Genomic DNA, 13,432 nt, shown 5'->3' on the forward strand with positions numbered 1-13,432 from the left:
CGGATAAGGTGGCGCCCATGTTCGCGCAAGCCCTGAGGGACCTGCTGGCGGCGCTCGGCGAGCAGAGCCCGCCGCCGGACTGGCCCGGCGACCTGCGCGCCGCCGCGCGGCACGCCCTGCGCGGCCGGCCGGCGCGGGACGAGTGGTTCGCGCCCCTGGTGCGGGCCGCCGTCTACGACCCGAACCCGAGCTACAACCGCCGGCTGATCGAGCCGGCGCTGAAGGCGTTCGGCCGCCGCCGAGTGCAGGCCGCGGTGCTCGACTATCTCCGCACCGGCACCAACGCGGAACGCGCCGGCGCGGCCCGCGCCTGGTATTGGACGCAGGCGCCGCTGACCTACATCGGCAGGTCGCCCACGCCGACACCGGAGAGCCAAGCCGAGTACGACGCGGTCGCCGGCCTGCGGCAGCAGTGGCGCGACGCGGCGCTGCACCTGTTCGTCAGCACCGACGACCTCGGCCTGCGGCGGCAACTGTTGCCCGGACTGGACCTGCGCACGGCGCACTACCCCGCGGAACTGCGCGAGACGGTGGCGCAGGCGATCCACATCGCCCGGACCCACCCGGACGAGTACCTGCGCCACCGCGTCGAACAGCAAATCTAAGTAGCGGATCTGAGCATCGACTCAGCCGGCCGGCAATATCCGCGCGATCTTGATCGACGTGCCGCTGCCGGCCGCCGGATAGGCGACGCTCCCATCGGGGTACGCCTTGAACGCCTGGTAGCTGTGGTCCCGCACGCCGATCGTGAACTTGCTCCCCACCGTCTTGCCGGTGCCGGAGTCGTACACCTGGGCGGCCATCGACGAGCCCGACTCCCACGCCAGCAGCATCCGGCCGGTCCCGTAGCTGACCAGGTGCGGATGGCTCGACTTGGCCGCGGTCTTGACGGTGGAGTCGGACGCCCCGGTGGTGAAGTGCTCCAGGCGTACCTGGCCACCCTGGCTCCACGCGGTCCAGTAGCCCTTGGACTTGGCCAGCACGAGGTCGCCGCCGAAGAGCGTGCCGTCACAGGTGCCCGCGGCCACGCCGCGGTACGGGTTGGGCCGCGCGATCCGGCACGCGTTGTCCGTGGCGCAGACCATCACGTAGTGGCTGGTCCGCGGATCCCACACCACGCGCGACGTCCAGCTGTGACTGCACCCCACCTCGAAGCTGTCCCGGTGGTTCGAGGCCAGCGACCCGTTCGCGTTGACCACCTGCATCCGGTCGCCCTCGTGGATGTCGACGCAGTTGCCGTTCTTGACGGTGATCGCCACACCGAAGTACGCCGCGTAGCTCTTGCCGTCCGAGGCGAGCCTGCCGTGGTGCTGGTACCACCAGATGAACCGGGCCCCGTCGTCGTACCCCTGCCGGCTGCCGCTCAGGTTGGTGACCTGCCGCTCCCACACCTGCTTGCCGGAGTTGTCGAACCGGATCATGTGCATCGTGTTGCACGGGCTGGACGAGCCGCCGCACAGCGGCCCGGTGCCGCAGGTGCCCTTGCGGGTCAGCAGCACGACGCCGCCGTTGGCGTCCGCCTGCACGTCCTGCAGGTCGATGCCGACGAAGCTGGTGGGCGTGCCGACCAGCTTGTCGTTGCAGTCCAGCTTGCCCAGGTACACCCGGCCGTTGGTGCCCAGCCACGCCAGCCAGGAGCCGCCGGCCGGCCGGGACGCGATCGCCATCGGCAGCGGGTCGGTGTCCCCCTCCGACCCGTAGCCGGTCACCTTCACCCCCACCTTGACCTCGGTGACCTTCACCGCCGCGGCCGCGCCGACCGTCCGCCCGCACGGTCCCTCCGGCTTGGCCGCCGGCACGCTCGCGCTGGCCGTCGCGGTCGGGATGGGCGTCGCGGCGGCGGTCGCCAGCGTGCCACCCGGGGTGGGCGAGCCGCTGACCTCGGCGGCCGCGGGCGAGGTGGACCCGGACTCGCCGCCGGCCTTCTCGTCCGGGGCGACCGCGGAGAGAGCCGCCGCGGCGCCCAGGACCGTGGCGGCGGCGAGGCCGACCACGGCCGCGATCACGACCCGCCGCCGCGTCGGCACACGCCGTCTACGGCGGCCGGGTGGATTCTCCGGCGTTTCACTCATGTCAATGTCCTTCGCATTAAATTGTCTTTATGAGCGACTTAATTTGTCCTTACGAGCGCGAATTGAATTCACACCCGGAAAGACTTTACCTATCGCTCTCGCGCTTTTGTCGACTGGGTAACCGAGCGCCGGCCTCCGCCGACCTCTTGGCCGTGTCCTGGCCGTGTCCTGGCCGTGTCGATCAAGGACTTCCGCGTCGATCAAGGGCAAACGGCCGTGCTTCGATCTCTAAACCACGACCATATGCCCTTGATCGACGCGGAAGTCCTTGATCGAGAGGGCTCGGCGGTGCAGGCCCGTCCCGCCCGGTCCCGCCCGGTCCCCGGCCCAAAAGGGCCACCCTCTTGGGTGCCGCGACGTGAGTAGGGCTCCCCTATGCCTGCCAGAGCGTGCATAGGGGAGCCCTACTCACGCGAAACCAAGGCCGGCGCCGTGCCGTGGGGCGCCCGCCCACCCGTGAGTGGAACACCATTGCTGTCAAAGGGCGCCCATAACAGCCCTGGTGTTCCACTCACGTCGTCGCGATGCGCACGACCGTATGCCCTTGATCGACGGGGAAGCTCTCGATCGACGGGGAAGCCCTTGATCGGCGCGGCCGAGCCGGCCGAGGCCCGCCGGGGCCCGCCGTAGCCCGCGAGCCGGCCAGCGCGGCCGGGCCGTGGAGGCGGCGGGGTGGCGGGGGCTATGCGGAGTGGACCGGGTCGCGTTCGTGGATGACCAGGCGGCGGGCGATGTTGTCCAGGGCCTGGTCGAGGCGGGCCCGGTCCGCCGGGTCGGTGACGGACCAGTCGTCCAGTTGGCTGTCGAGCCAGCGCCGCCACGCCGAGTACAGCAGGCCGAGCTGGGCGCGCCCGTTCGGGGTGAGCTGGACCCGGTCGCCGTCGCGGGTGGCGTACCCGGCGGCGATGACCCCGGCGAACGTCGGCTCCAGCACGTCGGGGGCAGGTGGTGGGCGCGGGCGACGGCGCCGACGGTGGCCGGCACCTCGGCCCGCTCGCGCATGCGCAGCTGGTGCAGCGTCCACGCCTGGCCGGGGCTGAGCGCGGTACCCGCGTCGACGAAGATCTGGTGCCCGAACTCGGGGTCCCGCTGGGCGCGCCGCATCACCGCGCCGACCGCCCGTTCCAGTTGGGCCACGCGGTCCGCGGATTCCGGCGCGCCGAAGCCCTCGCCCAGGTCGGTGGCGGCGGCGCGGGCGGTGTCGCGCAACGGCACCTGCTTGAGGAACCAGGCGACGACGAAGCCGACCACCGCGACGGGTACGACCCAGCGGAACACGAAGGCGATCGTGTCCGCGTACGCCTGGACGATCGGCGCGGCGAGCTGGGCGGGCAGCGCGTTGAGCGCGGACGGGTTCTGCGCGACCTCGGCCGTCACGCCGGGTGCCTGGGCGAGCGCGGCGCGCAGGTTCGGCTCCAGCTCGTTGCCGTAGAGGGTGCCGAACACCGCCGTACCGAAGGAGCTGCCCAGCGTCCGGAAGAACGTCACGCCGGACGTGGCGGTGCCGAGCTGGGCGTACGGGACGGTGTTCTGCACGACGATGGTCAGCACCTGCATGGCCAGGCCGATGCCCGCGCCGAGCACCAGCATGTACAGCGACTCCAGCCACGCGCCGGTGTCGGTGTCCATGGTGGACATCAGGTACAGGCCGACGGCCATGACGGCCATGCCGGCGATCGGGAACGCCTTGTAGTACCCGGTGCGACTGACGACCGTGCCGGAGATCATCGAGGTGCCCAGCAGCCCGATCACCATCGGGACGGTGCGCAGCCCGGACTCGGTGGCGGACGCCCCGTCGACGAACTGGAGATACGTCGGCAGGTAGGTCATCGCGCCGAGCATCGCGAAGCCGACGATGAAGCTGAGCGTCCCGCAGACCACGAACACCGGGTTGCGGAAGAGCGTCATCGGCAGCATCGGCTCCCGGGCCCGCAGCTCCACCAGCACGAACGCCGCCAGCAGCAGCACCGACACGGCGAACAGTCCGAGGATGACGGGCGATCCCCACGCGTACTCGTTGCCGCCCCACTCCAAGGCCAGGATGAGGCCGGAGGCGCCGAGCGCGACGAGCGCGATGCCGGCGTAGTCGATGATGGGCCGCGTCGCGGCCCGGACCGACGGGATGGTGCGCGCCGCCATTGCGATCATGACAACCGCGATGGGTACGTTGACGTAGAAGCACCACCGCCAGCTCGCGTGGTCGGTGAAGAGCCCGCCCAGCGTCGGCCCGAGGACGGTGGTCACGCCGAACACGGCGCCCAGCGCGCCCTGGTACTTGCCGCGCTCGCGCAGCGGGATCGCGTCGGCGATCAGCGCCATCGCGGTGACCATCAACCCGCCCGCGCCCACGCCCTGGATGGCGCGCGCCACGATCAGCATCAGCATGCTGCCTGAGACACCGGCCAGGGCGGAGCCGGCGATGAACACCACCGCGCTGATCTGGAACACCCGCTTGCGGCCGAACAGATCGCCGAACTTGCCGGCCAGCACCGTCGACACGGTCTCGGCCAGCAGGTACGAGGTGACCACCCACGACATGTGCCCGGCGCCGCCCAGGTCGGCGACGATCGTGGGCAGGGCCGTCGACACGATCGTCTGGTCCAGCGCGGCCAGCAGCATGCCGAGCACGATCGTCACGAACACGACGTTGGTCTGGCGGCGGCTCAGCTCCGGCGGCGCCGGGGCGCTCGGTTCGAGCGTGGCGGTGGTGCTCATGGTGTAGATCTTCGTACCAGTACGCCCGCTATGCGGGGTTATTCGCCAAGGACGCACCCTCGACACCTCGACCTATGGGTCATCATCAATGCATGACGACCGGGCGGCTCTTCGGCGCGCAGCGCCAGGAACTGCTGCTCGCCGAGCTTCGCGGGCACGGCGCCGTACGGGTGCGGGACCTCGCCCGCGAGCTCGGCGTCAGCGAGCTGACCATCCGCCGGGACATCGCCGTCCTCGCCGAGCGCGGCCTGGTGTGCAAGGTCCACGGCGGCGCCACGCTGCCCGCCCGCGACGGCGCCGCGAGCCGGCTCCGGCGGGCCGCGATGCGGTTCACCATCGGCATGGTCGTGCCGTCGCTGGACTTCTACTGGCCGCCGATCGTGGCCGGCGCGCGGGCCGCCGCCGCGGCGCTCGGCGTGAGCATCCAGCTGCGCGGCTCCAGCTACGACCAGGACGAGGACCGCCGGCAGATCGGCCGCCTGGTCGACGCCCAGCAGGTGCAGGGGATGCTGCTGGCCCCGAGCCTGGAGGGGGAACGCGCCGACGAGGTGATCGAGTGGATCGGCCAGCTGCCGGTGCCCACCATCCTCGTCGAACGCCAGCCGCGCCGGTGGACGCCGGCCGCGCGCCACATCGAGTGCGTACGCAGCGACCACGCGCTCGGCATGGAGATCGCCGTGCACCACCTCCGGCAGCACGGGCACCGGCGCATCGGGCTGGTCCTGTCCCCCGGCAGCCCGACGTCGGCGTACCTGCTGCGCGGCTGGCACCGCGTCGCCGCCGATCTCGGCCTGCCGGACGCCCTGGTCGTACGGGAGGCGGTGGCCCCCGCCGTCCTACTCGGCGAGTGCCGGCGCTCGAAGATCACGGCGCTGGTCGTGCACAGCGACCCGGACGCCGTGGCGGTCGCCGAGTACTGCGCCGGACACGGCGTCGCCATCCCCGACGACCTGGCCATCGTGTCGTACGACGACGAGGTGGCCCATCTCGCGGAGCCCGCGCTCACCGCGGTCCGGCCGCCCAAGAGCCACGTCGGCCGGCTGGCCGTGGAGCTCATGGTCGGGCGCCTGCTCGGCGGGGAGCGCCGGCCCGCGCAGCGGGTACTCGTCGCCCCCGAACTGGTCGTGCGCGCCTCCTCGCTGCCACGCTCCCGCGTGCGGTAGCCGCCCGCCTGTTCGTTTGTGAACGTTCCTGAATGACCCGGAACGGATCGTGGTGTATCGATTCAATGTCGGCTACCAAGATGACGTGCGAACGAATAGACGGTTCCTTCCGTTCGGGGTGGCGCTCGCCGTGGCCGCGGGCGCGGTCGTCACGTGGGTAGCCGTGACCACCGCGCCCGCCCAAGCCGCGACCAACGACTTCCGCGGCGTCAACTGGGCCGACCAGCGCGACAACTTCGTCAACGACACCCTCGTACTCGGCGGTCTGGCCACCTCGGACAGCTACGCGACGACGCAGGCCAAGGCCGACCGGATCCTGTCCGGATTCCAGGCCAACCTGGGCGCCAACACGGTGCGCCTGCCGGTCAACTACCCCACCGTCTCGGGGTCCTACTGGAACTCCTACGTCGGCGCCATCGACATGGCCACCAGCAAGGGCATGAAGGTCATCCTCAGTTACTGGGAGGCCGACAACTCCCGGGACGGCCTGGTGGACAACACCACCCAGTTCTGGTCGATGTGGCAGACGATCGTCAACCGGTACGCCGGCAACGGCCTCGTCTACTTCGAGCCGATGAACGAGCCGCACGGCTACAGCGACGCGGACTGGAAGAACGTCGCCGCGCAGTGGCTGAGCAACTACCCGAGCGTGCCGCGCGGCCGGATCATCGTCAGCGGGGCCGGGTACAACACCCGGCTGATCACCATCGGCAGCGACAGCCGCTTCAACGGAACGCTGATCTCGCGCCACATCTACCGGTTCTTCAACAACAACCTCACCACCGAGGCACAGTTCCGGGCCGAGCTGCGCACCAGCGTCGGCAGCTACGCCAGCCGGGTCCTCATCACCGAGTGGGGCTCGTTCATGACCGACGGCCGCAACTACAACCAGCCCTCGGCCGGCGACGCCTTCGTCTCGTTCATCCGCGGCGTCGCCGCCGAGGCCCGGTCGCTGCAGCTGGGCACCGTCTACTGGCCGGGCGTACGCATCGCCGACCCGTACCGGCTGCAGGAGGTCAGCGGCAGCGGCACGAACCTGACGGTGTCGACCACCAACGCCTCCGGGCGCGACCAGCTGCGGTACTCCTGGGGCCTCAACGACAACCTGCCGCCGACGCCGCCCGCACCGACGTACTACCGGGTGGTCAACCGCAACAGCGGCCGGGTCATGGACGTCGTCGGCGCGTCGACCGCCAACAACGCCGAGGTCAAGCAGTACGCCTGGAACGGCGGCGGGAACCAGATGTGGGTCTTCGAGGACGCCGGCAGCGGGTACGTCCGGCTCGTCAACGCGGGCAGCGGCAAGTGCCTGGACGTGGCCGGCGCCGCCACCGCCGACGGCGCCAACATCATCCAGTACACCTGCGGCAGCGCCACCAACCAGCAGTGGCAGTGGCGCGCCACCGGCAGCTACTTCCAGCTGGTAGCCCGGCACAGCGGCAAGTGCCTGGACGTGGTCGGCGCCGGCACCGCCGACGGCGTCGACATCACCCAGTACACCTGCGGCAGCGGCACGAACCAGCAGTGGTCGCGGATCCAGTCGTGAACGGAGGCGACGCCGGGTTCAGGCCGTACGCCAGTGCGTGGAGCGCAGGGCCTCCAGGCCACGGCTGGGCGCGCCGCCCCGTACGGCGGTCACGATCGCCGGGGCCTCGCGGGGCAGGTTGAGCAGCACCGCGCCGGCCACCCGGCCGTCGGACACCACGAGCCGGCCGTACGCGTACCGGTCCGGGTCCTCGTGCGTGAGCACGGCGTCCCCGGCCGCCGGATGCACCCGGCCGACCGAGACGAGGTCGAGGCCGATGCCCTTCAGCAGCATCGGCGTCGCCGTGCCGGGCACCGTCTGATGCTCGCCGAGCGCGTTCGCCGCCGCGGCGGTCGCTTGCGCCACCGCGGCCGGCCATAGCCCGCTCACCTCGCCCCGCACCTCGGCGCAGTCGCCCGCCGCGTAGACGCCGGCACTGCTGGTACGCAGTTCGTCGTCGACGACGATGCCGTGCCGGACCGCGACCCCGGCAGCCCGCGCGAGGTCGGCTTCCGGGGTGGCCCCGATGGCGAGCAGCACCAGGTCGGTCGGCATCTGGCGGCCGTCGGCCAGCGTCGCCACGCGTACCCGATCGGGGCCGTGTATCGCGGCCATGGCCGCGCCCGGCACCAGTGCGATGCCGCGGGCCCGCAGGTAGCTGGTCAGCAGTTGCGCCGAGCGCTCGTCGACGTACCGCCGCAGGACGGCCGGCCCGCGTACCACGATGGACACCTTGAGACCCAGCTCGTGCAACGCGTACGCGCCCTCGACGGCGAGCGGTCCCGCGCCGACCACGACCGCCCGGGTGGCCCGGTGCTCCTGCACGTACGCCCGGATGCGCACGGCGTCGTCGGCGTCGCGGAGCGCGAAGCAGCCGGGCATGGCCACGCCCGGGATCGCGGGCACGTCGGCGCGGGCCCCGGTGGCCAGGATGAGCCGGTCGAAGGCCACCTGCTCGCCGGTGCCGAGCGCCACCGTGCGGCCGGCGAGGTCGATGCCGACCGCCCGGGTGTTGAGCCAGCAGGTGATGTCGTGCCGCTCGTACCAGTCTTCGGCGAGCAGAAACAGCCCGGCCATCGCCGAACGCCCGTAGACCACGCGCGAGATGCCCATCCGGTTGTACAGCGGGTGCGGTTCGCGGCCGACGACGTGCACCTCGCAGTCGGGGTCCATGCGGCGGATCTCCTGCGCGGCGGTGACGCCGGCGATGCCGTTGCCGACCACGACCACCCGCAGGGTGACCGGCCCTCGGCGGCGCACGGCGACGGAGTCCCCGTGGTGGCCGCGGTGCCGCGGGTGTCGAGCGAGACCGTGACCGGTCCCCGGACCCGGGCGCAGCAGGCCATCCGGACGTGTGGGCCGAGGTCGAGGCGCCGCAGCGTGGCCCGTTCGTCCTCGGTCGGCGGGGACAGCTCGTCCGCGCCGGCCAGGATGGCCACCGGATCCGCGCCGCAGACACCCATCCGGCAGCCTGCCTCGATCGGCAGCCCGTCCTTCTCCGCCAGGTCGAGGAGGCTCTCCCCGGCGGCGGCGACCACCTGCCGCCCCTGGGGTTGAAACACCACCTCGCATCCGGTGCCGCCGGCCAGCTTGGCCGAGCCAGCCGGCGCGAGCCGCACCGCCTGCGTCTGCACCGACCACTGCAGGAACAGCCGCCGGATGCCGAGCGTCCGGGCCACCCAGACGGCGGCGAGGCCGAACACCGCGACGCGCAGCGGCCAGGCGACCGCCGCCGGTGGCGCACCGGTGAGGTCGTGCACTGTCGCGCCGAGCACGGCGGCCGCGAACCAGTAGAACGTGGACAGTGCGACGGCCCCGTAGATGACCGCGAGCGCGCTGGCGGGCAGGCGCAGCAGCGCGTCGAGGGCGAAGAACGAGCCGGCGCTGGCCAGGACGGTGGCGAAGAAGATGAGGTAGAACCAGGCGGGCGCGATGGCCGGCGGGCCGGGGACGACGAAGAACCCGATGACGACCCCCGGGAAGCAGCCGGCGAAGAACGCGCGCGGCGCGGTCCACCGCGGGTCCGCGTCGTGCAGGTCCGCCTGGTACGCGACCCGGGGGTTGAAGTCGTAGCAGTTCTTCGCGCACCCCACGCAGGGCCGGCAGTGGCTGTTGGGCACCGTGACGAACGGCGTCTGCCCGTACAGCCGCTGGACCGGCAGCAGCGGGCACACGCTGGAGCACCAGCCGCTCTTGCCCCGGAAGAGCAGCCCGCCGGCGAGCGCGCCGGCCATGACCCCGGCCAGCAGGACGGCGGTTGCCGGGCCGCTGTGGTCGAAGAGCACGCGCCGGCTCGGCACCAGGACGAGGAACAGCACGACCGCCACGACGTACCCGCCGTTGCGCAGCCAGGCCGGCGGCGGCGCCGGACGACCGACGCCGGTCCGTCGCGGCAACTGGTTCGTGGCCGCGAGCGGGCAGCTGTTGCGCCACACGCCCGGCGCGACGACCCACAACAACGGCAGCAGCGGCACCACCAGCTGCCACATCACCCGCAGGCCGATGGCCGGCCGGAGCAGGAGTACGACGCACAGCCCGGCGACCGTGACCACGGCGACGGCCTGCGGCACGACCCAGGCGCCGGCCGGCACCCGGCGGCGCAACTGGAGATAGTTGGGGAACGGCCGGGTCACGGCAGGTGGCTCCGCGGGCGGTTCGGCCGGCCGCTCGGGAGGCTGCGTGGCGGCCTCATGCGAGGTCCGCGCGCCGACCACGACCATGCCGACCGACCCGAGCTTGACGGTGTCGCCGAGCGCCAACCGGGCCAGCCCGCTGACCCGTACGCCGTTGACCAGCGTGCCGTTCATGCTGCCGAGGTCCGTGATGGTCAGCTCGCCGCCGAACACCTGGAGCCGGGCGTGGCGGCGCGACACGCTCGGATGCCGCACCGTGAGCATCCCCGACGCCTCGTCCACCCGCCGCCGGCCCACCTCGACAAGGTCCTCGATCAGCACCCGCCGCGGGTCCCGACCGGGCTCGCGGACCTCCACGAAGTACTCGCGCCGCACGCCGGCCCGCAGGTCCAATGTAGACACCAGCGAGCCATGCGCGCTCATCAGCGCACCACCAGCCTCCGGAGCCGGTGCAGCCGGATCGCGAGCACCCGTGCGAGGTCGAACAGCAGATGCCGGGCGAGCGTCGGGTCCTTGCCGGCCAACACCTCGAAGCCGGCCAGGCTCAGGCGCAGGACCGTGACGTCCGTGCTGGCGTGCACCGTGGCCTGCGCCGGCTCGCCGGTGAGGAAGGTCAGCTCGCCGAACACCCCGCTGGGCCCCAGCTCGTCGACCACGTGCCGGCCCGCGGCGACGGTGACCCGGCCCGCCACCACGATCCACAGACACCGCTCGGCGTCGTTGGCCGCGAGGATCCGCTCTCCCGACTCGTACCGCCGCCGCTGCGCGTGCTCGCCGATCATCGTCCAGTCCGCCATGCTGGCCTCGCGCAGGAGCACGCCGGCGTCGGCGGCGGGCTCGCGGCCCGGGTAGTCGAACAGACCGGAGGCCATTGGCAGTCCTCAATTCGGCTGGACTACCGCAGTATACGAACGCCCCGCAAGGCGCCCCTTAGTAGGAGCCGACGTCCTGGAAGTGGCCCCACGCACCGCAGGGGTCGTCGTACTTGCCCTTGATGTAGCCCAGACCCCACTTGATCTGCGTCGCCGGGTTGTTACGCCAGTCGTCCGCGATCTTCCCCATCTTCTCCGGTGGGTACGCCTGCGGGATCCCGTAGGCACCGGACGACGAGTTGCGGGCCTTGTGGTTCCAGCCGCTCTCCTTCGTCCACAACTTCTCCAGGCACGGGAACTGGTCGATCGTGAAACCCGCGGCGATCATCAGCGCGCAGCCGGTCTTGCGGTTGCCGCTGAACTCGTTGCAGGACGCCGGGATCGGACCGGTGTACGGCGTCGCCGGCTCGTTCCCCGCCGCCTCCTCGCGCTTCTTGCGGCCGGCCGCCTCCTGCGCCTGGCGGGCCCGCTCGGCCTCCGCCCTGGCCGCCGCGGCCGCCTTCTCCGCGGCGATCCGCTCGGCCTCGCGCCGCTGCGCCGTGGCGGCCATGTACTCGCGCTGGCGGTCCTTGAGGTACTGCAATTCCTCCTGGTCCGCCTCGGCGACAAGCTGGGCGCTCACGCCTTGCTGCTCGATCTTCTGGTGCTGACCGAGGTAGACCCCGCCGGCAACGCCCATGAGGAGCAGCACGACGGCGAACGCTCGAAGGCCGAACCGGCTCCACAGCCGACTCACGAAGAGGTCCCTTCGTCGGGGCAAGGACACAATCCGAACCGACGAACGGTACCAGTGGTGCAGTGGTGCCCGCTGGGCACCACTGCGCACAGTGAGACGGATGAGGGTGCCTAGTGGTCGAGGGTGGCTAGCCTGGGTGATTCGTGGTGATCATCAAGATGGGCCGGTTGTCGGCGTGTAGATAAGCGGAAGTGCCTGTCCTGTAAGGGAAACTTGTGATTGCGACATCTACAGGTTTCTCTGTTAGGGAGGCACTTCCGAGGTGCAGTCTACGGCGTGGTCGAAGGATCTGCGGGTTACCGCGGACGGTTCGGGTGTGGTGTCGCACGTCGGTGCGGTGCTGCTGCGGATGCTGGCCGATCGGGCCGGCCTGACCGAGGCGGTCTCCGGTGTTTTGGCTCGACGTGGCTGGTGGCCGGGCCATGATCGAGGTCGGGTGTTGGTCGACCTGGCGGTGATGATCGCCGACGGTGGCGAGGCGATTTGCGACATCGACGTGCTGCGCCATCAGGGTGAGCTGTTCGGACCGGTCGCCTCACCGGCGACCTGCTGGCGGGCCCTGGACGAGGTCGGCGACCGCCAGCTGCGGCGGATCGCCGCGGCCCGTGCACAGGTCCGCGCCCGCGTGTGGGCGCTGCTCGGGCAGCTACCGCGAGCACGGGCCGCCGGCCGGGACATCGGCGACGGGGTAGTCGTGCTCGATGTCGACTCCACGATCGTGTTGGCGCATAGCGACAAGGAAGGCGCGGCGCCGACCTACAAGCACACGTTCGGGTTCCATCCGATCCTGGTCACCTGTGATAACACCGGCGAGTTGTTAGCGGTCAAGCTGCGGCCCGGCAACGCCGGCGCGAACACCGCCGCAGATCATCTCCAGGTCCTGGCGGAGGCGTTCGCGCAGATTCCCGCCGCCCATCGCAGGCACTTGCTGGTCCGTGGTGACTCGGCCGCCGCGACGCACGCCGTGCTGGACTGGTTGGTCGAGCAAGGCAAGCGTCGCGGCCGCGCCGTGGAGTACTCGATCGGCTGGGCGATCGGCGAAGCCGAGCGGACCGCTATCGCCGCCATCCCCACCTCGGGGTGGTCACCGGCCATCAACGCCGACGGCGGCATCCGCGAGGGTGCGCAGGTCGCCGAACTGACCGGCCTGCTCGATCTGCCCGGCTGGCCGGACGGGATGCGGGTGATCGTGCGCCGCGAACGCCCGCACCCCGGTGCACAGCTGACCCTCTTCGAGGAACGCGACGGCTGGCGCTACACCGCGTTCATCACCGGCACCCAGGTCGGTGCACTGCAATGGTTGGAGGCCCGCCACCGCGCCCACGCCCGCGTCGAGGACCGCATCCGCACCGGCAAAGACACCGGTCTTGGCCGACTGCCGTCCCGCGAGTTCGCGATCAACCAAGCCTGGTGCACCGCCGCAGCGATCGCCGTCGACCTGCTCCGCTGGCTCCAACTGCTCGGCCTGGACGGCGATCTCGCCCTGGCCGAACCCAAACGGCTGCGCTACCGCGTGCTGCACACCGCCGCCCGTCTGACCCGCGGCCAACGCCGCCGCTGGCTTCGCATCCCCGCCACCTGGCCCTGGGCCACCCAGATCACCGCCGCGTTCGACCGGATCGCGGCGATCCCCGCACCCGGCTGACCATCTCAGCCCTTATCCCGCCGACCGGAGGACCAAGGAGACCACGCCACCGCCGCGACAGACGGCCCACC

The 13,432-nt window shown here is 71.4% G+C and carries 9 protein-coding genes and 1 pseudogene; 4 read left to right on the forward strand and 6 right to left on the reverse strand.

Going from position 1 to position 13,432, the window contains the following annotated elements; translation table 11 throughout:
* The first annotated feature begins 17 nt into the window (after positions 1–17).
* The gene (locus Prum_RS46690) at positions 18–605 is read left to right on the forward strand and encodes a hypothetical protein (RefSeq protein WP_173085840.1); all 588 of its coding nucleotides are present in this window, start codon (positions 18–20) and stop codon (positions 603–605) included.
* Positions 606–626: 21 nt separating this feature from the next.
* Here Prum_RS46690 and Prum_RS46695 read toward each other — a convergent pair whose 3' ends face one another.
* Complete coding sequence (locus Prum_RS46695; RefSeq protein WP_218577928.1) at positions 627–2,072, reverse strand: hypothetical protein; 1,446 nt, start codon at positions 2,070–2,072, stop codon at positions 627–629.
* A 477-nt stretch (positions 2,073–2,549) separates the two neighbouring features.
* On the reverse strand, positions 2,550–4,787 hold the full coding sequence (locus Prum_RS46700) for an MDR family MFS transporter (RefSeq protein ID WP_246278801.1): 2,238 nt from the start codon (positions 4,785–4,787) through the stop codon (positions 2,550–2,552).
* 92 nt (positions 4,788–4,879) lie between these two features.
* On the opposite strand from Prum_RS46700, the gene Prum_RS46705 reads away from it, so the two are divergent.
* Entirely contained in the window at positions 4,880–5,950 is a 1,071-nt protein-coding gene (locus Prum_RS46705; RefSeq protein WP_173085842.1) for a LacI family DNA-binding transcriptional regulator, read from the forward strand.
* Positions 5,951–6,035: 85 nt separating this feature from the next.
* Positions 6,036–7,496 carry an RICIN domain-containing protein gene (locus Prum_RS53305; RefSeq protein WP_173085844.1) on the forward strand — a complete coding sequence of 487 codons (1,461 nt, stop codon included), beginning with the start codon at positions 6,036–6,038 and terminating at the stop codon, positions 7,494–7,496.
* Positions 7,497–7,514: 18 nt separating this feature from the next.
* Here Prum_RS53305 and Prum_RS50465 read toward each other — a convergent pair whose 3' ends face one another.
* The 4 genes and pseudogenes from Prum_RS50465 to Prum_RS46730 all read right to left on the reverse strand — a co-directional run bounded on the left by Prum_RS50465 (position 7,515) and on the right by Prum_RS46730 (position 11,716).
* Complete coding sequence (locus Prum_RS50465) at positions 7,515–8,648, reverse strand: NAD(P)/FAD-dependent oxidoreductase (protein WP_246278802.1); 1,134 nt, start codon at positions 8,646–8,648, stop codon at positions 7,515–7,517.
* 164 nt (positions 8,649–8,812) lie between these two features.
* Positions 8,813–10,531 (reverse strand): annotated as a pseudogene (locus Prum_RS53310) (FHA domain-containing protein); the annotation flags it as partial.
* Entirely contained in the window at positions 10,531–10,980 is a 450-nt protein-coding gene (locus tag Prum_RS46725) for a Crp/Fnr family transcriptional regulator (protein WP_173085848.1), read from the reverse strand. The pseudogene Prum_RS53310 and the gene Prum_RS46725, both read right to left, overlap by 1 nt.
* A 58-nt stretch (positions 10,981–11,038) precedes the next feature.
* Positions 11,039–11,716 (reverse strand): aggregation-promoting factor C-terminal-like domain-containing protein, encoded by a 678-nt coding sequence (locus tag Prum_RS46730; RefSeq protein WP_173085863.1) that lies wholly within the window; start codon positions 11,714–11,716, stop codon positions 11,039–11,041.
* Positions 11,717–11,978: 262 nt separating this feature from the next.
* Between Prum_RS46730 and Prum_RS46735 the strand changes: the two genes are divergently transcribed.
* A complete protein-coding gene (locus tag Prum_RS46735) occupies positions 11,979–13,361 on the forward strand; it encodes an IS1380 family transposase (protein WP_173074717.1) in 1,383 nt (460 codons plus the stop codon).
* Positions 13,362–13,432: the final 71 nt, after the last annotated feature.

Origin of the sequence: Phytohabitans rumicis, from assembly GCF_011764445.1 — a bacterium.
GTDB classification, from domain to species: domain Bacteria; phylum Actinomycetota; class Actinomycetes; order Mycobacteriales; family Micromonosporaceae; genus Phytohabitans; species Phytohabitans rumicis.

Coding starts and splice junctions, on each gene's coding strand:
- Prum_RS46725 (WP_173085848.1), bottom strand. CDS start 10,980: ATGGCCTCCGGTCTGTTCGACTACCCGGGCCGCGAGCCCGCCGCCGAC.
- Prum_RS46695 (WP_218577928.1), bottom strand. CDS start 2,072: ATGAGTGAAACGCCGGAGAATCCACCCGGCCGCCGTAGACGGCGTGTG.
- Prum_RS46690 (WP_173085840.1), top strand. CDS start 18: ATGTTCGCGCAAGCCCTGAGGGACCTGCTGGCGGCGCTCGGCGAGCAG.
- Prum_RS46705 (WP_173085842.1), top strand. CDS start 4,880: ATGACGACCGGGCGGCTCTTCGGCGCGCAGCGCCAGGAACTGCTGCTC.
- Prum_RS50465 (WP_246278802.1), bottom strand. CDS start 8,648: ATGGACCCCGACTGCGAGGTGCACGTCGTCGGCCGCGAACCGCACCCG.
- Prum_RS46700 (WP_246278801.1), bottom strand. CDS start 4,787: ATGAGCACCACCGCCACGCTCGAACCGAGCGCCCCGGCGCCGCCGGAG.